Below are 16,526 nucleotides of genomic sequence, written 5' to 3'. Positions count from 1 at the left end.
GTGCCATGTCCCGTACCGGGCAGTCAACTAGCGTGAAACAGGTCTCCCGTGATGTCGCGGCCTTAGTCGCCCGCCTTTGCGTGGGCGGGATCTTCTTCGCCAACGGATGGGCCAAGCTGGAGGACGGCCTGAAGCTCACCGGCTCCAAGTTCCTGGAGCAGGGCGCGCCCGCGCCGCAGGCATGGGCCACGGTCACGATGCTCGCCGAGCTCATCGGCGGGGCGCTGCTGATCGCCGGGCTGGCGGTCTCCGTCACGGGACTGTTCCTCTTCGCCGAGGCGCTGGCGGTCTTCCTCGTCGCGCCGCCGCTCAACCCGATCACCGTGAACGAGATCGTCCTGCTCGGCGCGGCGTCGCTGCTGCTGGCCGTGGTGGGGGCCGGGCGGGTGTCGGTCGACCACATGGTGGTGATCCGGCGGCGGGAGGCGGCGGCGGCCGACGAGTTCGCCGCCGACCACGACGCCGAGCGGGTCATCGCGTCCTTTCGCGACCCGGACGCCCCGGCGCGACCCGCCGGCGAGGCAGGCGCGGCCGGGGAGGCAGGCGCGGCCGGGGAGGCCGGGGAGCCCCCCGCCCCCGCCGAAGCACAGCAGGAGGCGCCGCCCGCGGACCCGCCCGCCGAGCGCTCCGCCACCGAGGACACCGCGCCCCACCCGCGCCCGCGCGCCGCCGCTCCCAAGCGCACCGAGGAGCGGGCCCCCGCCCCTGGCGACACGCTGGTCGCCGGGCGCAAGAAGCCCGCCGCCCGGAGCAGGCGCACGTCCGACGAGTGAGGCCCGGGGTCACATCTCCGCGGTGAGCCGGGCCACCACCCGCATCTTGTTCATCGCGTCCAAGGCCGCCACCTTGTACGACTCCGCCAACGTCGGATAGTTGAAAACGGCGTTCACCAGGTAGTCCACGGTGCCGCCGCACCCCATGACGGTCTGCCCGATGTGCACCAGCTCCGTCGCGCCCGTGCCGAACACGTGCACGCCGAGCAGCCGCCGGTCCTCCGAGGACACCAGCAGCTTGAGCATGCCGTACGAGTCGCCGATGATCTGCCCCCTGGCCAGCTCCCGGTAGCGCGAGATCCCCACCTCGAACGGCACCTTCTCCCGCGTCAGCTCGTCCTCCGACTTCCCGACGAAGCTGATCTCCGGGATCGTGTAGATGCCGATGGGCGTCAGCTCGGCCAGCTCCTCGACCGGCTCGCCGCAGGCGTGCTGGGCGGCCACCCGGCCCTGCTCCATCGAGGTCGCCGCGAGCGCGGGGAAGCCGATCACGTCGCCCACGGCGTAGATGTGCGGGACGGCGGTGGCGTAGTTGTCGTCCACCTGGATCCGGCCGCGCCGGTCGGCCGCCAGGCCCGCGGCCTCCAGGCACAGCTCGGCGGTCTTGCCCTGGCGGCCGGCCGAGTACATCACGCAGTCGGCGGGGATCCTCTTCCCGCTCTCCAGCACGGTCAGCGCGCCGCTGCCGCGCCGCTCGACGGCCGCCACGTTCTCGCCGAACCTGAAGGTGACCGCCAGGTCGCGCAGGTGGTACTTCAGCGCCTCGACGATCTCCAGATCGCAGAACTCCAGCATGCGCTCGCGCCGCTCCACCACCGTCACCTTCGTGCCGAGCGCGGCGAACATGGAGGCGTACTCGATGCCGATCACGCCTGCCCCGACGACCACCAGCGTCTCCGGCACCCGCTCCAGCCGCAGGATCGCGTCGGAGTCGATCACCGTACGGTCGTCGAACTCCACGCTGTCCGGCCGGGCCGGCGAGGTGCCGGTGGCGATCACGATCCGGTCGGCGGTGATCTTCATCTCGGCGCCGTCGTCGTCGCCGCTCACACCGATCGTGTGCGGGTCGAGGAAGCGGCCGGTGCCGTGCAGCACCGTCACGTGGTTGCGGGCGAGCTGGCTGCGGATCACCTGGATCTCGCGGCCGATCACGTGCTGGGTGCGCATGCCGAGGTCGGTGACCGTGATCTCGTCCTTGACGCGGTAGCTGGCGCCGTACAGCTCGCGCTGGTTGAGCCCGGTGAGGTAGAGCACCGCCTCGCGCAGCGTCTTGGAGGGGATCGTGCCCGTGTTGATGCACACGCCGCCGATCATGTGCCGTTTCTCGATCACGGCGACGCGCCGGCCGAGCTTCGCCGCGGCGATCGCGGCCTTCTGTCCGCCCGGCCCGGAGCCCAGGACAACTACGTCAAAGTCCGCCACAACGTACAGTGTGCGGTCCGGCTGCACCGCGCGGAAAGCCCCGTCTGCCAGACTCGCTCGCGGTCGTGCTGGAGGCCGACGGGCTCGGCACCGAGGAGATGCGGCGCTTCGCCGCATGGACCAACCTGTCCGAGACCGCCTTCGTCCTGCCGCCCACCGGCCCCGAGGCCGACTACCGGGTACGGATCCTCACCCCGGCCCAGGAGCTGCCCTTCGCCGGGCACCCCACGCTCGGCACCTGTCACGCCTGGCTGAAGGCCGGGGGCCCGAGGGTGAAGCGCACCTCGTCGCCCGGGCGGAGCTGCGCGGCCACCGCCAGGTCGGCCGCGCGCAGCACGGCGATCACCGGATAGCCGCCGGTCGGCGGATGGTCGGCGAGGAAGACGATCGGCTGCCCGCTCGGCGGCACCTGGACCGCGCCCGTCACCATGCCCTCGCTCGGCAGCTCGCCCGCCCGCGCCCGCACCAGCTCCGGGCCGCGCAGCCGCACGCCGACCCGGTTGCTGTCCTGCGTCACGACGTAGGGAGCCGCGCACAGCTCCGCGAGCGCCTCCGGCACGAACCAGTCGTCGCGTGGCCCCGGCAGCACCCGCAGCACGGCCGGCCCGAGCTCCGGCAGCGGCGCGTAGTCCGCCACGAGCCCGCCCACGGCGGGCCCCACGGGCAGCCGCGTGCCCGCCCGCAGCGGTTCGGGGCCGAGCCCCGACAGTGAGTCGGTGGACCGGCTGCCCAGCACCGGCGGCACCGCGATCCCGCCCCGAACCGCCAGGTACGTCCGCAGCCCCCGCGCGGGCACTCCCAGCCGCAGCTCCGCCCCTGCCGGCACCCAGAACGGCGCCCCCATGCCCGCCCCGCGCACCGGCCCCGCCGGCACCGGCGCGCCCGCCAGCGCCGCCCAGGCGCCCGCGAGGAAGCGCAGCCGCGCCGAGCCGAAGGTCAGCTCGATGCCCGCCAGCCCCTCGGGGTTGCCCACCAGCCGGTTCGCCAGCTTCAGACTCGCCACGTCGGCCGCCCCGGACCCCGGCACACCGAGGTGGGCGAAGCCGGGCCGGCCGAGATCCTGGACGCTCGCGTACGGACCGGGCGAGATGACCTCGATCACGCGGCCTCGAACCTCACCCGCGTGCCGGGACGGAACGGCGTCGGCGGATCGGCCGCCACGTCCCACACCCGCAGCGTGGTGTGCCCGAGCAGCCGCCACCCGCCCGGCGACGCGCTCGGGTAGACCGCCGAGTAGGGCCCGGCGACCGCCACGGACCCGGCGGGCACCGAGGTGCGCGGCGTGCCCAGCCGGGGCACGTGCAGCACCGGGTCCAGCCCCGTGAGGTACGCGAACCCCGGCGCGAACCCCAGCCACCCCACCACCAGCTCGCGCCCCGCGTGCCGGGCGACCACCTCGTCCACGCCGACGCCCGCCAGCTCCGCCACCTGCTCCAGGTCGGCCCCGTCGTAGACCACCGGGACGGTCACCACCGGCGCCTCGGCGGCCGGTCCGGCGTCGGGCGTCCTGTCGCGTTCCCTGGCCAGCACGTCCGCCAGCCGTTCGCGCAGCCGTTCGCGGTCGCCGCCGGGAGCCACCACCAGCACGGTGCCGGGCCCGGGGACGATCTCCACGACCCGGTCGGGCCGTTCGCCCCGCAGGGCGGCGTCCACGCGGTGCGACAGCTCCAGCGAGCCCGTCTCGACCAGCAGCCCGTGCTCGCCCGCAAGGCGGATCACGTGAACGCCTGCAGGACCACACCGGCCGCCAGCAGCACGTCCCGCACCTCCTGCGCCAGCCGGACGGCCCCGGGCGTGTCGCCGTGGACGCAGATCGAGCGCGCCCCGATCGGCACGGAGCTGCCGTCGACGGCCTTCACCGCGCCCTTGACCGCCATCTCCAGTGCCCGCGCGGACACCTCCGCGGGGTCGTGGATCACCGCGCCCTCCTCCCTGCGCGGCACCAGCGTCCCCTCCGGCGTGTACGCCCGGTCGGCGAACGCCTCGCTCACCGTCGGCACGCCCGCCGCGGCGGCCACCTCGTGCACGACCGAGCCGGGCAGCGTGAGCACCGGCAGCGTGACGTCGTAGTCGGCCACCGCCTCGATCACGGCCGCCGCCTGCTCCCGGTCGCGCACGACGCGGTTGTAGAGCGCGCCGTGCGGCTTGACGTACGACACCCGCCCGCCCATCGCCCGCGCGATGCCGTCGACCGCCGCGAGCTGGTAGAGGACCTCCGCGCACAGCTCCTCGGGCTCGACGTCCATGGCCCGCCGGCCGAAGCCCGCGAGGTCGCGGTAGGACACCTGGGCGCCGATCGCCACGCCCCGGTCGACGGCCGCCGCGCAGGTGCGCCTGATCGTCACCGGGTCGCCCGCGTGGAAGCCGCAGGCCACGTTGGCGCTCGTGACGATGTCGAGGAGCGCGAGGTCGTCGCCGAGCCGCCAGATCCCGAAGCTCTCGCCGAGATCGGCGTTGAGGTCAATCACCATGGCACCATCATGCTGAGTCGCCGCCGTTCCGGCAGGCCGAACACCGGCGCGGACCGGCCCCGCCCGTCAGATCTCGTCCGGAATGTCGGCGATGTCGTCGAGGGCCGCGGCGAGCTCGTCGGGGTCGCCGCCGATCCGCTCGGCGATCTCGATGAGCACGTGCAGCACGTCGTGCCGGTCGTGGCCGAGGTCGAGCAGGCGCTGGGCGGCCTCCCAGAGCTGCGGCGGGTCGCCCTCCCACAGCCGGGTCGCGATCTCCTCGTGCCAGGCCAGGTGCTCCTGGTCGATCGCGCCGCCGTGGTCGATCTCCAGCAGCGTGCGCCGGTCGGCCTCGTCGGAGGGGTTGAGCTTGTCGAGGTCGATCCCGTTGTGCACGCCCTGCAGATAGGGGAACGCGAAGGCCCGCCTGGCCAGCGCCGACAGGTCGCCGTCGGGCAGCAGCCGCTCCAGCAGCGGCCGGTCGAGCCCGAACGTCGTCGGGTCGCGGTAGGCCTCGGGGAACTTGCCCGTCGCCTCCCACACGGCGTCGAGCGTGGCCCGCAGCCCCTGCTCGGGCAGGCCCGTGCGGCGCGCGGCGAAGCGCACCCACGCCGACAGCACGTGCGGCATGGCGTCCTGCTCGGCCGCGCTCAGCATGACCTTGCGCGGCAGCCAGTCGAGCAGGAACGTCTCGCACTTGGTCGGGCTGACCCGCAGCGGCCGGTTGAAGTCCTGCTCGCAGCCGTAGTCGATGATGTGGTCGGCGCAGCGCGAGGCCGCGGAGGGGTCGGACAGGTGCTCGGCCGCGTCGGAGGCCAGGAACTCGGCCGCCAGCATGGCCCGCCGTTCCCTGCTGTAGGGGGCCTCGATGTGCAGCGGCGCCGGGCGCTTGCGGCCCGGGGGCAGCGCCTTCAGCCGGGCGCGGGCGAAGGCGTGGTAGGCGCTGTAGCTGTCGCTCACCGGCGGGGGCGTCTTGGGCTCCCTGGTGGCCTTCATGGCCGAGTCGAGCAGCGCCCTGGCCTGCTCGGGCTGGATCTCCTCGAACAGCAGCATCGGGTTGCCCGCCGCCTCGGCCCTCGCCTGCTCCAGCAGCTTGTCGACCTGGGAGGACACCCAGGCGTCGCGGGCCATGCCGCTCATGTTGTAGTCGACGACCACGACCAGCGCGTGCCGGTCGGTCGGGTCGGATGCCTCGTTCCACCGGTAGGCGAAGGTGCAGATGACGGTGTCCTGGTCGCCGTAGGCGTCGCGGGAGACGTAGCAGCCGGCCGGCTTGACCGCGCCCACCTTGTCGGCCCAGCCGGGCCGCGCCACGCCCGACTCCATCATCGCCAGCGCCGCGCCCTCGGCCTTGGCGCCCTGGCGGGCGGTGCCGAGGTAGGCGAGGCAGATCAGCAACGTGAGCGAGGCGGGGTTGCCGGCCTTGGCGGCGTAGTCGACCAGCCCCTCGCCGAGCACCTGCTCCACGTCGCCGCCCCGGACCCGTCGGCCCCACCAGGCCCCGATCATGTCGGAGACCATCAGCTCCGCGTCGAGCGGCGTGCGCACGGCCAGCAGCTCGCGGGCCGCCGTCACCATCTCCTTGAACACGTCGTCGGGCGGGGTGCTCTCCCGGGGATCTCGTCGGTGTCGGCGCACACCCTCACTCTCTCGTATTCCAGGCGCAAACGGTGCGGAGAACTCGGCCTGGTAACCCCGATGTTATCGGGGATCTCAGCGTTTGTCGGAGTCTCGGTGTTGTCGGAGTCTCGGTGTTGCCGGAGTCTCAGCGCGGGTCGCGCGGCGGCGGCGCCGAGTTGACGATCGCGAGCAGGTGCTCGCGCGCGATGCGCTCCACGATCTCGGGCGTCGCCGAGACGCCCAGATGCCGGGCGCACGCGCAGACATCGGCCACGCAGCGGTCGATGATGTCCACGGGTACGGTCAGGAACTCTTCGGCCAGCCGGAGACTGACCGGTTCGCGCAGGAACCGTGTGGCCAGAGCGAGCATAGGTGTCAGATTCCTCTGGAAGCCCGGGGGCAAACCCTCAGGAACGTGTGCTGGGCGACTTGCGCTCTCATTTCATCCTTTCTCGGACGGGTGTCAAGCCTCCGCGACGCCTGTGTTCACTTCACCCGGCGCCCATCCATGCCAAGCTGTCTCCATGCGCATCCAGCTCGCCCAGAAGAGCGAGGCGGACGAGCTCCTCGGCCGCAATCCCCTCGCCCTGCTCGTCGGCATGCTCCTCGACCAGCAGATCCCCATGGAATGGGCGTTCACGGGGCCGCACACCATCGCCGAGCGGCTGGGAGGCGACCTCACGGCCGAGCGCGTCGCCTCGTATGATCCTGAGGCGTTCGCCGCGCTGCTCGCCGAGAAGCCGGCCGTGCACCGCTACCCCAAGGCCATGGCGGCCAGGGTCCAGGCGCTCGCGGCCCACCTCGTCGAGCACTACGACGGGCGGCCCGAGAACATCTGGGCCGGGGCACCCGACGGCAAGGAGTTGTTGAAACGACTCATGGCCCTTCCGGGATACGGCAAGCAGAAGGCCCAGATTTTTTTGGCATTGCTGGGGAAGCAGTTGGGTGTTCAACCTTCAGGCTGGCGTGAGGCGGCGGGAGCCTATGGCGAGGAGGGTTCACACCGGTCGGTGGCCGACGTCGTCGACGCCGAAAGCCTGGTCCGCGTACGTGCCGCCAAGCAGGAGGCCAAGCGCGCGGCCAAGGCCGAGTAGCTGCGCTGTAACCTGATCTTGCTGCGCGACGTGGAGCGATTTTGACAGGATGCGTTGACCTTAGGGGCGACCGGGCCGCGGCGGGGGCTTCCGTCCGCACATGCCCATCGCCGATGATGTACTGCAGGATCCGGTCGCCCGGAGCTGTGCTACACCCAGACACGACTATGGAGATGTGCCGCGTGGGAGACCCTGGCACGCGACGGAGGTGCGGACGATGAGCGCCGAGACCTCCGTTCCCCGTCCCCGGGAGTCGGATGTGGACATCTCAGACTCCGCCCTCTTCCAGGGCATGCTGTCCGAGGCCGAGTTCGCCTTCGCGTTCTTCGACGGCGACGGCCGCGTCCAGCGCGTCAACGACGTCTTCTGCGGCGCCGTCGTCAACGTGCCCGAGGAGCGCCTGGTCGGCCGGCAGCCGGTCGAGGTGCTGACCGCAGACCTCAGCCAGATCATCACCCACGCCGTGCAGGCCGTCATCGAGACCGACGCGCCGGTCACCGAGGGGCGCGTCCGCGTGCGCTCGGCCGAGGGCGACACCCGGCACTGGTCGCTGTCGTTCTCGCCGGTCCACGACGACTCGGGCGAGCTGCGCGCCGTCGCGCTCGTCGGCATGGACGTTACCGAGAGCCGCCAGACCGAGGAGGCGCTGCGCCGCAGCGAGGAGCGCTACCGCTCGCTGGTCGAGGCGCAGTCCCAGCTCGTCTGGATCACCTCGCCCACGGGCGCCGTCGTCGAGGACGCGCCCCAGTGGCGCGCCATCACCGGCCAGGGCCTGGAGGAATACCTCGCCAACGGCTGGCTGGAGGTCGTGCACCCCGAGGAGCGCCAGCAGACCGAGGAGGCCTGGCGGGAGGCGCTGCGCGGGCGCACCATGTTCGAGTGGAACTACCGCGTGCGCACCCGGGCCAGCGGCTACCGGCACTTCGAGGTGCGCGCCGTGCCGATCATCCGGCACGGCAGGGTCGTGGAGTGGGTCGGCGCCAACACCGACGTCACCCCGCAGCGCGAGGCCGAGGAGATGCGCGGCAGGCTGACCGACCAGCTCGGCGCCGCCGCCCTGCGCACCGCCCGGCTGCAGGGCGCGACCGCCATGCTCGCCGAGGCGCTGACCGTCGAGCAGGTCGTGCAGGTCATCATCGACGTGGGCCGCACCGCCCTGGCCGCCGACCGCTCGGCCGTGGCGCTGCTCGACACCGACCGCGCCGCGCTCAAGCTCATCAACGGCGAGGGCATCCCCGAGGCGTCTGGCGCCTCCGGCGAGGAGATCCCGCTGTCCAGCTCCAGCGTCATGACCATGGCGGTCAACAGCCGCCGCCCGGTCTTCGCCGAGTCGCCCGACAGCCTGCGGTCCCAGCTCCTGGAGGCGGGCGGCGACGAGGAGGTGCTGGGCAACTACCTCGCCAGCAGCGACGAGCGGGCCTGGGTGGGCCTGCCGCTGCTCGCCGCGGGCCGCGCGCTGGGAGCGCTCCGATTCTCCTTCACCCGCCCGCAGAAGATCTCCCAGGAGGACGGCGTCTTCCTGGAGGCGCTGGCCGGCCAGTGCGCGCTGGCGGTCGAGCGGGCCACCCTGTTCGAGCGCGAGCACCGCACCGCCGAGACGCTGCAGCGCAGCCTGCTGCCCGACCGGCTGCCCGTGGTCAAGGGCCTGGAGCTGGCCCAGCGCTTCCGCTCGGGCAGCCGTCACGTCCAGGTCGGCGGCGACTGGTACGACGCGTTCGTCCTCCAGGACGGGCGGGTCGCGGCGGTCGTCGGCGACGTCATGGGCAAGGGCGTCAAGGCCGCGGCCGGCATGGGCCGCATCCGCAACGCCATGCGCGCCCTGGCGCTGACCAACCCGCCGCCCGCGGCCGTCCTCACCGGCCTCGACCGCGTCTTCGAGGCCACCGAGGAAGAGGAGCAGGTCACCACCCTGGCCTACATGGTCGTCGAGCCCGTCACCGGCGAGGGCACGCTGGCGCTGGCCGGCCACCCGCCGCCCGTGCTGGTCTCGCCGCAGGGCACCGCGATCCTGTGCGACGGCGAGCCGGGCACGCCGCTGGGCTGGCCGACCAGCCGTCGGCAGTTCCGGTTCGTGGTGCCGCCCGGACACACCGCCGTGCTCTACTCCGACGGTCTCGTGGAGAACCGCAAGCGCGGGCTGGACGCCGGACTCGCGGACCTTTGCAGTGTTGTGACCGAAGCGCCGCCTGAGGTCGTGAAGAGTCCTCACATGTTGCTGGACTTCCTGGTTGACCGGATGTTGTCTGGATATGAACAGGATGATGACGTTACCGCGCTCGCAATTCACGTTCCGCCAGCCACGAAGAGTGACTGAATGAAACAGTCATAACGGTTGCTTTCGGGTATCAGTGCCCCGCTTACGTACGCACTACTGCCTTGGTCGGCCTAGGGTGGAGGTCAACCGCCGGGAGGTGGCCGTATGGAGTGCGGGGTCGTGCCACAATGCTGTGCAGGTCCGTCGCGGTCCGCACGGCCTCACCGATCTCCGAGAGAGGCAACAGCCCCCCAGCGGGCATCTGGGTCCATTGTCGCCACGCGTTCGTTCGAGAGGTGTTCGTGTCGCCTGCAAGTTCGACTCGCTCGAAGCCACAAGAGCTGAACGAGCCCGTCATTCAGCGACTGCTCGAGCGTGGGCGCTCGCAGGGTTTCCTCGAGTCTGAGGATGTCCGTCAGGCCTTCGAGGAGGCGGACATCCCCATGTCGCACGCCGCCGCGTTCTTGCGGAACCTCAGCAAAGAGGGCGTGACCGTGGTGGTGACCGCCGCGGATTCGGCTGCGCCGAAGAAGTCTCGTGGTCCAGCAAAGCGCCGCACCGCCGCCCCCGTCAAGACCAAGACGGCGGCGGCCGCCAAAGAGCAGCAGCCCGAGACCGTGACCGCGGTCGTCGGCGCCGCAGAAGCCGAGCCGGCCGCCAAGAAGGCGGCCCCCGCGAAGAAGGCCGCTCCGGCGGCCAAGAAGGCCGCGGCACCCGCCGCCGCCAAGAAGGCCGAGCAGAAGACCGCAGCTGGGCCTGCCGACACCAAGCCGAAGGCTCCCGAGGGCGCGCGCGGCGAGACCGACGAGGTCGAGGACCTCGAGCTCGACGGCGACGTGGAGCTGGAGGACCTCGAGGACCTCGACGTCGAGGACATCGTCGAGGAGGACTCCGACGCCGAGGGCGACAGCGAGGACTCCGACGACGAGGAGACCGACGAGCCCAAGGCCGCCGAGATCGCCGCGACGCAGAAGACCGAGGACGAGGTCCTCATCCTCTCCGACGACGACGATGACGCCCCCGTCGCCCAGGTGGCGGCCGCGGGCGCCACCGCCGACCCGGTGAAGGACTACCTCAAGCAGATCGGCAAGGTCCCGCTGCTCAACGCCGAGCAGGAGGTCGAGCTCGCCAAGCGCATCGAGGCCGGCCTGTTCGCCGAGGAGCAGCTGGGCAGCGGCGAGGCCGACGGCCTGCCGGTCGACGTCCGCGCCGAGCTGGAGTGGATCGCCGAGGACGGCCGCCGCGCCAAGAACCACCTGCTGGAGGCCAACCTCCGGCTCGTGGTCTCGCTGGCCAAGCGCTACACCGGCCGCGGCATGCTCTTCCTCGACCTGATCCAGGAGGGCAACCTCGGCCTCATCCGGGCCGTGGAGAAGTTCGACTACACCAAGGGCTACAAGTTCTCCACCTACGCCACGTGGTGGATCCGGCAGGCGATCACGCGAGCCATGGCCGACCAGGCGCGGACCATCCGCATCCCGGTCCACATGGTCGAAGTGATCAACAAGCTGGCCCGCGTCCAGCGGCAGATGCTGCAGGACCTCGGCCGCGAGCCCACGCCGGAAGAGCTCGCCCGTGAGCTGGACATGACGCCCGAGAAGGTCGTCGAGGTCCAGAAGTACGGGCGCGAGCCCATCTCCCTCCACACGCCGCTGGGCGAGGAGGGCGACAGCGAGTTCGGCGACCTCATCGAGGACTCCGAGGCCATCGTTCCGGCCGACGCCGTCAGCTTCACGCTGCTCCAGGAGCAGCTGCACTCCGTTCTCGACACGTTGTCGGAGCGGGAGGCGGGCGTCGTGTCGATGCGCTTCGGGCTCACCGACGGGCAGCCCAAGACGCTGGACGAGATCGGCAAGGTCTACGGGGTCACCCGTGAGCGCATCCGCCAGATCGAGTCCAAGACCATGTCCAAGCTCCGTCACCCGTCCCGCTCCCAGGTGCTGCGCGACTACCTGGACTGAGCACCAGGCACACCAGAAGGGGGCTCCACCGGTCCGATGGCCGGCGGAGCCCCCTTCTGCTGTTCCCGGCCCCCGACATCGCCGGGGACCGGATCCGTGTCAGAAGTCGTCGTGGTAGTAGCCGGCGGCCCTGGCCTCCTTCTGCGTGCAGAAGAACCTCTTGTGGAACGGCGTCACCGCGTAGTCCTCCTCCCCGGGGACCAGGTAGCCCGGGGCCGCGCCGTCACTGCCGACGACGGGCAGGCCACCGCACCTGATCACGTGGTAGGGGTAATGGGTCATCCCGCCGACCAGCGGCGCGACCGGTGCGAGCGCGTACACCGCCACGGCCGCGACCAGCGCGCGCAGCCAGTCCGGCCGGAAGCGCAGCAGGGCGAGCAGGATCAGACCCGCGAGGTAGGCCAGCGTGAACAGCACCAGGTAAGCCACCGCGAACAGCGCCCACGACCGGCCACGCAACGCGACGATCACCGCGACCACGCCCAGTGCGGGCACCCCGATGACGAACGCGGCCAGCCATGCACTCGCTCGCTGAAATGACCTCATGCATGGTCGGATGATCAAATGCGTCCGTTGGTTCTCGGGCGTGGCCAGGCCCTTCCTCGCGTCGGCGTCAGGACAGATGGACGTCCAGCGTCCAGGCGCGGCCTGGCCGGGGTGGGGGAGTGAGCTCGACCGCGCGGCCGAGCTCGGTGAGGATCTTGGCCAGTTCCTCGGGCGACGACGGGACGGTGTCGTGCAGGAACAGGTCGCGGGCGATCTCGCCGCGGGTGGCCTTGGCCATGTGGCTGACGACCTTGCCGGCGCGGAAGACGCGCACCGCCACCGACCGCTCGCCCGGCTGCCACGCGCCCGCGTACGTCGCCGAGCGCATGTCCACCACCAGCCCCGGCACCGGGTCGAGCGCCTTGGCGAGCAGGGGCCGCCAGAAGGCCGACAGCCCGCCGAGCGGCGGCAGGCTCACGCCCATCGACAGCCGGTAGGGCGGGATCCGGTCGTCGATCCGCACCACGCCCCACAGCCCCGAGAAGATCAGCACCGACTCCTCGGCCCGCCGGCGCGCCTCGCCCTCCAGGGTGCCGAGCCCCAGGTTGTCGTACAGGACGCCGGTGTAGAGCTCGGCGGCGGGCAGCGTGGGGGCGGTCTTCAACGCGGTGTTCTTGTCCAGCTCGCCGGCCAGGCCGGGCGTCAGCCCGAGCACGTCGAGGGCGTCGCGGCGCTTGGAAGCGCGGACGAGCGCGTTCAGCACCCGCCGGCGGGCCCGGTCGAGGGCGGGGAAGGACAGCTCGCCGACGGGCGGGCCGCTTCCCTCCGGGGCCTTGCCCTCGGACGGGGGCAGCAGTGTCAACACAGGTCACTAGCTTATGGGCGACCTGGTCCGGCCCTGGTCGTGACCCGTCGGCTACGCTGCGCTGGTGGATTTCGACCGACTTGTCCATGAAGCGTGGCCGGCGTACGAGCAACACGAGCACGACGGGTGGGTGCTGCGGTACGCGGGCGGCGTGACCAAGCGGGCCAACTCGGTGCTGCCGCTCGGCCGTCCGGCCGACCTGGTCGCCGCGATTGCGGCCGCCGAGGCGTTCTACGGCGACCGCGACCTGCGCCCGGCCTTTTCGATGGGGCCCGGCGCCATGCCCGGCCTGGACGAGGAGCTGGAGCGCCGGGGGTACGAGCTGGTCGATCCCACCCTCGTGATGACCGCCGGGTCGCTCGCGCCGTGGCGCGGGGAGCGCGTCAGGATCGAGGACCAGCCGTGGGCCGACTGGCTCGACACCTGGTGGGCCGTGGACGGCCGGTACGAGAGCGGCCTCGCCCACGCCGCCCGGGTCTGCGCCGGCGTCCCCGCCTGGTATGCCGCCTACGAGGAGAACGGCGAGACCCTGGCCGTGGGCCGGGCCGTCCCCCAGGGGGACACGCTCGGCGTCTACTGCATGGCGACCCGCCCGGAGGCGCGCCGGCGCGGCCTGGCGCGCACGATCCTGCGGGCGCTCGCGCACCACGCGGGGACCGGCTCCGCCTACCTGGTCACCACCGCGCCCAACGAGGCCGCCCAGGCGTTGTACCGCAGCGAGGGCTTCGAGGTGGCCGCGCGCTACCACTACCGGGTGCGCTGAACCCGAATGTGACAAGGATCACAGCAAGCAGAACGGCCACCCCGGGCAGACCCGAGGTGGCCGTTCTGTTGGATATATGCGGTTATGTCGAAACGACAGGCACTGTGGATCAGCGCTCGCCGTCGGGGGCGTTCGTCGGGGTCTTGCTGAGTCGAGCCGACTCGTCCAGGATGTCGGCGCCCTTCTCACGCAGCGCCGCGATGTGCTGACGCCCGTGGTGGGCGCAGAACAGCAGCTCCCCGCCTACTGGCAGGGTTGCGCGAATGTAGGCCTGGGCGCCGCAACGGTCGCAGCGGTCGAGGGCCGTCAGCGGCTTAACGGGGGCGAGTGCTCCAGTCACGTATCGCCTTTCGGGTCACCCCCGCCGAAGCGAGGATCTGGCGTCAGTCACTTGGAACAACATCTAACCGGACGTGGGCCTTCCCAACCTCCCCCGCTGTACGCCGAGAGCGGAATGTGTCCGAAAGTAATGAGGATCAGCCGGTTGGTAACGAGAAACATGCCGCCGTGGCAAGCTTGTACGCGTGCGCAAGGGAAGAACGGTAAGCTGCGCACACGTGTTCGGATGCTCAACACCAGGGGAGCTGGAGTGACGCTAGTGGAGGCGGGTTACACAGCTCGTCACCTGTCGGTGCTTGAGGGCCTCGAAGCGGTCCGCAAGCGCCCGGGCATGTACATCGGGTCCACCGACAGCCGCGGGCTGATGCACTGCCTCTGGGAGATCGTGGACAACGGCGTCGACGAGGCGCTGGCGGGCTACTGCGACCGCATCGAGGTCGAGCTCTACGCCGACGGCTCGATCGAGGTCCGCGACAACGGCCGCGGCATTCCCGTGGACGTCGAGCCCAAGACCGGCCTGGCCGGCGTCGAGCTCGTCTACACCAAGCTGCACGCGGGCGGCAAGTTCGGCGGCGGCTCCTACGGCGCCTCGGGCGGCCTGCACGGCGTCGGCGCGTCGGTGGTCAACGCCCTGTCGGCGCGGCTCGACGTCGAGGTCGACCGCGACGGGCGGGTCCACGAGATCAGCTTCCGGCGCGGCGTCACCGGCGTCTTCGACGGCGACGGGCCCACGGCGAAGTTCAGGAAGAAGTCCGGCCTGCGCCTCGGCGACAAGCTCCCCGCGGGCGCCACCGGCACCCGGGTGCGCTTCTGGGCCGACAAGCAGATCTTCCTGCCCGACGCCGAGGTCTCGCTCGACGAGATCCACGTGCGGCTGCGGCAGACCGCGTTCCTGGTGCCCGGCCTCACCCTGGTGGTCTACGACAGCAGGCACGAGGAGCGCATCGAGGAGGAGTTCCGCTTCGAGGGCGGCATCTCCGAGTTCGCCGAGTTCCTGGCCCGCGACGAGCCGGTCTGCGACGTGCTGCGGCTGCAGGGCGTCGGTCACTTCCACGAGACCGTGCCGGTCCTCGACGACCAGGGCCACATGACGCCCACCGAGGTCCAGCGCGAGCTGAGCGTCGACGTGGCGATCCGCTGGGGCAAGGGCTACGAGTCCACCGTGCGCTCGTTCGTCAACGTGATCGCCACCCCCAAGGGCGGCACCCACCTCACCGGTTTCGAGCGCGGCCTGCTGCGCACGATCAACGAGGTGCTGCGCGAGACCCGGCTGCTGAAGAACGGCGACGACCCCGTCACCAAGGACGACATCCAGGAGGGCCTGACCGGCGTCGTCACGGTCCGGGTGCCCGAGCCGCAGTTCGAGGGCCAGACCAAGGAGGTGCTCGGCACCTCGGCGGCCACCCGCATCGTCTCCCACGTGGTCTCGCGCGAGCTCAAGGAGCTGTTCGCCAACCCGCCGCGCGGCTACAAGCAGCCGCTGCGGGCCGTGCTTGAGAAGATCGTCGCCGCCGCCAAGGCGCGCATCGCGGCCCGCGAGCACCGCGACAACCAGCGCCGCAAGAGCGCGCTGGAGAGCTCGGCGCTGCCGGCCAAGCTGGTCGACTGCCGCAGCGAGGGCGTCGACCGCAGCGAGCTGTTCATCGTCGAGGGAGACTCCGCGCTCGGCACCGCCAAGCTGGCCCGCGACTCGGAGTTCCAGGCGCTGCTGCCGATCCGCGGCAAGATCCTCAACGTGCAGAAGGCGTCGGTGAGCGACATGCTCAAGAACGCCGAGTGCGCCGCCATCATCCAGGTCGTCGGGGCGGGCTCGGGCCGCTCGTTCGACATCGAGGCCGCCCGCTACGGCAAGGTCATCCTCATGGCCGACGCCGACGTCGACGGCGCCCACATCCGCTGCCTGCTGCTCACCCTCTTCTACCGCTACATGCGGCCGATGGTGGAGGCCGGGCGGGTCTTCGCCGCGGTGCCGCCGCTGCACCGCATCGAGCTCACCAACCCGGGGCGCGGCAAGGACAAATACATCTACTGCTACTCCGACGCGGAGCTGCAGAAGGTGCTGCGCGACCTGGAGCGGCGCGGCAAGCGCTGGAAGGACCCGGTGCAGCGCTACAAGGGCCTCGGTGAGATGGACGCCGACCAGCTCGCCGAGACCACGATGGACCCGCGCCACCGGATCCTGCGCCGGGTGCGCATCGAGGACGCCGAGGCGGCCGAGCGCATCTTCAACCTCCTGATGGGCAGCGACGTCGCGCCGCGGCGCGAGTTCCTCGTCACCAGCGCGGCCGAGGTCGACCGCGACGCGATCGACGCCTGACACGCCGATCGCGTCGCGTTCGACGCCTGACATTCAGGACGCGACGCGTTCGACGTCTGAAAGGCCCTTCAGGTCGTCCGGAAAGTTGTGCCCCTCCCCAGGTGTGGGGGAGGGGCTGTTCGCGCGCTCACGACGCCCTGACGGCCCTGTCGGGCGATCTCCGGCGCGCCCGTCCGAGGTCG

General features: G+C 71.5%; 16 protein-coding genes. 7 read left to right on the top strand and 9 right to left on the bottom strand.

Annotated features, from left to right (window positions below; genetic code table 11):
- Positions 1-5 precede the first annotated feature (5 nt).
- Positions 6-773, top strand: a complete 768-nt coding sequence (locus tag ABD292_RS29010) for a DoxX family protein (RefSeq protein ID WP_344212735.1) — start codon at positions 6-8, stop codon at positions 771-773.
- A gap of 9 nt (positions 774-782) precedes the next feature.
- Here ABD292_RS29010 and sthA read toward each other — a convergent pair whose 3' ends face one another.
- Positions 783-2,195 (bottom strand): Si-specific NAD(P)(+) transhydrogenase, encoded by a 1,413-nt coding sequence (gene sthA, locus ABD292_RS29005; protein WP_344212733.1) that lies wholly within the window; start codon positions 2,193-2,195, stop codon positions 783-785.
- 65 nt (positions 2,196-2,260) lie between these two features.
- Here sthA and ABD292_RS29000 point away from each other — a divergent pair, with 65 nt between their 5' ends.
- Positions 2,261-2,548 carry a PhzF family phenazine biosynthesis isomerase gene (locus ABD292_RS29000; RefSeq protein ID WP_344212731.1) on the top strand — a complete coding sequence of 96 codons (288 nt, stop codon included), beginning with the start codon at positions 2,261-2,263 and terminating at the stop codon, positions 2,546-2,548.
- Here the strand turns inward: ABD292_RS29000 and ABD292_RS28995 are convergent.
- The 5 genes from ABD292_RS28995 to ABD292_RS28975 all read right to left on the bottom strand — a co-directional run bounded on the left by ABD292_RS28995 (position 2,437) and on the right by ABD292_RS28975 (position 6,635).
- The gene (locus ABD292_RS28995; protein WP_344212729.1) at positions 2,437-3,297 is read right to left on the bottom strand and encodes a 5-oxoprolinase subunit C family protein; all 861 of its coding nucleotides are present in this window, start codon (positions 3,295-3,297) and stop codon (positions 2,437-2,439) included. The genes ABD292_RS29000 and ABD292_RS28995 overlap by 112 nt on opposite strands.
- A complete protein-coding gene (locus ABD292_RS28990) occupies positions 3,294-3,914 on the bottom strand; it encodes a 5-oxoprolinase subunit B family protein (protein ID WP_344212727.1) in 621 nt (206 codons plus the stop codon). The genes ABD292_RS28995 and ABD292_RS28990 overlap by 4 nt, the downstream gene beginning before the upstream one ends.
- Positions 3,911-4,666, bottom strand: a complete 756-nt coding sequence (locus ABD292_RS28985; RefSeq protein ID WP_344212725.1) for a LamB/YcsF family protein — start codon at positions 4,664-4,666, stop codon at positions 3,911-3,913. Before ABD292_RS28985 ends, ABD292_RS28990 begins: the two co-directional genes overlap by 4 nt.
- 66 nt (positions 4,667-4,732) lie before the next feature.
- The gene (locus tag ABD292_RS28980; RefSeq protein ID WP_371251931.1) at positions 4,733-6,283 is read right to left on the bottom strand and encodes a hypothetical protein; all 1,551 of its coding nucleotides are present in this window, start codon (positions 6,281-6,283) and stop codon (positions 4,733-4,735) included.
- A gap of 127 nt (positions 6,284-6,410) precedes the next feature.
- Positions 6,411-6,635, bottom strand: a complete 225-nt coding sequence (locus ABD292_RS28975; RefSeq protein WP_329592331.1) for a hypothetical protein — start codon at positions 6,633-6,635, stop codon at positions 6,411-6,413.
- Between the two features lie 154 nt (positions 6,636-6,789).
- Here ABD292_RS28975 and ABD292_RS28970 point away from each other — a divergent pair, with 154 nt between their 5' ends.
- From ABD292_RS28970 to ABD292_RS28960, 3 genes are all read left to right on the top strand, one after another.
- Entirely contained in the window at positions 6,790-7,359 is a 570-nt protein-coding gene (locus ABD292_RS28970) for an HhH-GPD-type base excision DNA repair protein (RefSeq protein WP_344212723.1), read from the top strand.
- A gap of 217 nt (positions 7,360-7,576) precedes the next feature.
- Complete coding sequence (locus ABD292_RS28965) at positions 7,577-9,673, top strand: SpoIIE family protein phosphatase (RefSeq protein ID WP_344212722.1); 2,097 nt, start codon at positions 7,577-7,579, stop codon at positions 9,671-9,673.
- Positions 9,674-9,915: 242 nt separating this feature from the next.
- Positions 9,916-11,574 carry an RNA polymerase sigma factor gene (locus ABD292_RS28960; RefSeq protein WP_344212719.1) on the top strand — a complete coding sequence of 553 codons (1,659 nt, stop codon included), beginning with the start codon at positions 9,916-9,918 and terminating at the stop codon, positions 11,572-11,574.
- Positions 11,575-11,673: 99 nt separating this feature from the next.
- Here the strand turns inward: ABD292_RS28960 and ABD292_RS28955 are convergent, their stop codons facing one another.
- Together ABD292_RS28955 and ABD292_RS28950 are read right to left on the bottom strand one after the other, a co-directional pair.
- A complete protein-coding gene (locus ABD292_RS28955) occupies positions 11,674-12,120 on the bottom strand; it encodes a hypothetical protein (protein WP_344212717.1) in 447 nt (148 codons plus the stop codon).
- Between the two features lie 67 nt (positions 12,121-12,187).
- A complete protein-coding gene (locus ABD292_RS28950; protein WP_344212715.1) occupies positions 12,188-12,925 on the bottom strand; it encodes a YaaA family protein in 738 nt (245 codons plus the stop codon).
- A gap of 64 nt (positions 12,926-12,989) precedes the next feature.
- Here ABD292_RS28950 and ABD292_RS28945 point away from each other — a divergent pair, with 64 nt between their 5' ends.
- Positions 12,990-13,688 (top strand): GNAT family N-acetyltransferase, encoded by a 699-nt coding sequence (locus ABD292_RS28945; protein ID WP_344212713.1) that lies wholly within the window; start codon positions 12,990-12,992, stop codon positions 13,686-13,688.
- Between the two features lie 109 nt (positions 13,689-13,797).
- On the opposite strand, the gene ABD292_RS28940 is transcribed toward ABD292_RS28945, so the two are convergent.
- Positions 13,798-14,028 carry a DUF7455 domain-containing protein gene (locus ABD292_RS28940; protein WP_329592346.1) on the bottom strand — a complete coding sequence of 77 codons (231 nt, stop codon included), beginning with the start codon at positions 14,026-14,028 and terminating at the stop codon, positions 13,798-13,800.
- Between the two features lie 249 nt (positions 14,029-14,277).
- Here ABD292_RS28940 and ABD292_RS28935 point away from each other — a divergent pair, with 249 nt between their 5' ends.
- A complete protein-coding gene (locus ABD292_RS28935) occupies positions 14,278-16,344 on the top strand; it encodes a DNA gyrase/topoisomerase IV subunit B (protein ID WP_344212711.1) in 2,067 nt (688 codons plus the stop codon).
- Positions 16,345-16,526 lie beyond the last annotated feature (182 nt).

The organism is Nonomuraea bangladeshensis (assembly GCF_039529455.1).
GTDB classification, from domain to species: Bacteria; Actinomycetota; Actinomycetes; order Streptosporangiales; family Streptosporangiaceae; genus Nonomuraea; species Nonomuraea bangladeshensis.
The sequence above is the reverse complement of the archived record's forward strand: the minus strand, read 5'-3'. Positions and strand labels throughout refer to the sequence as shown.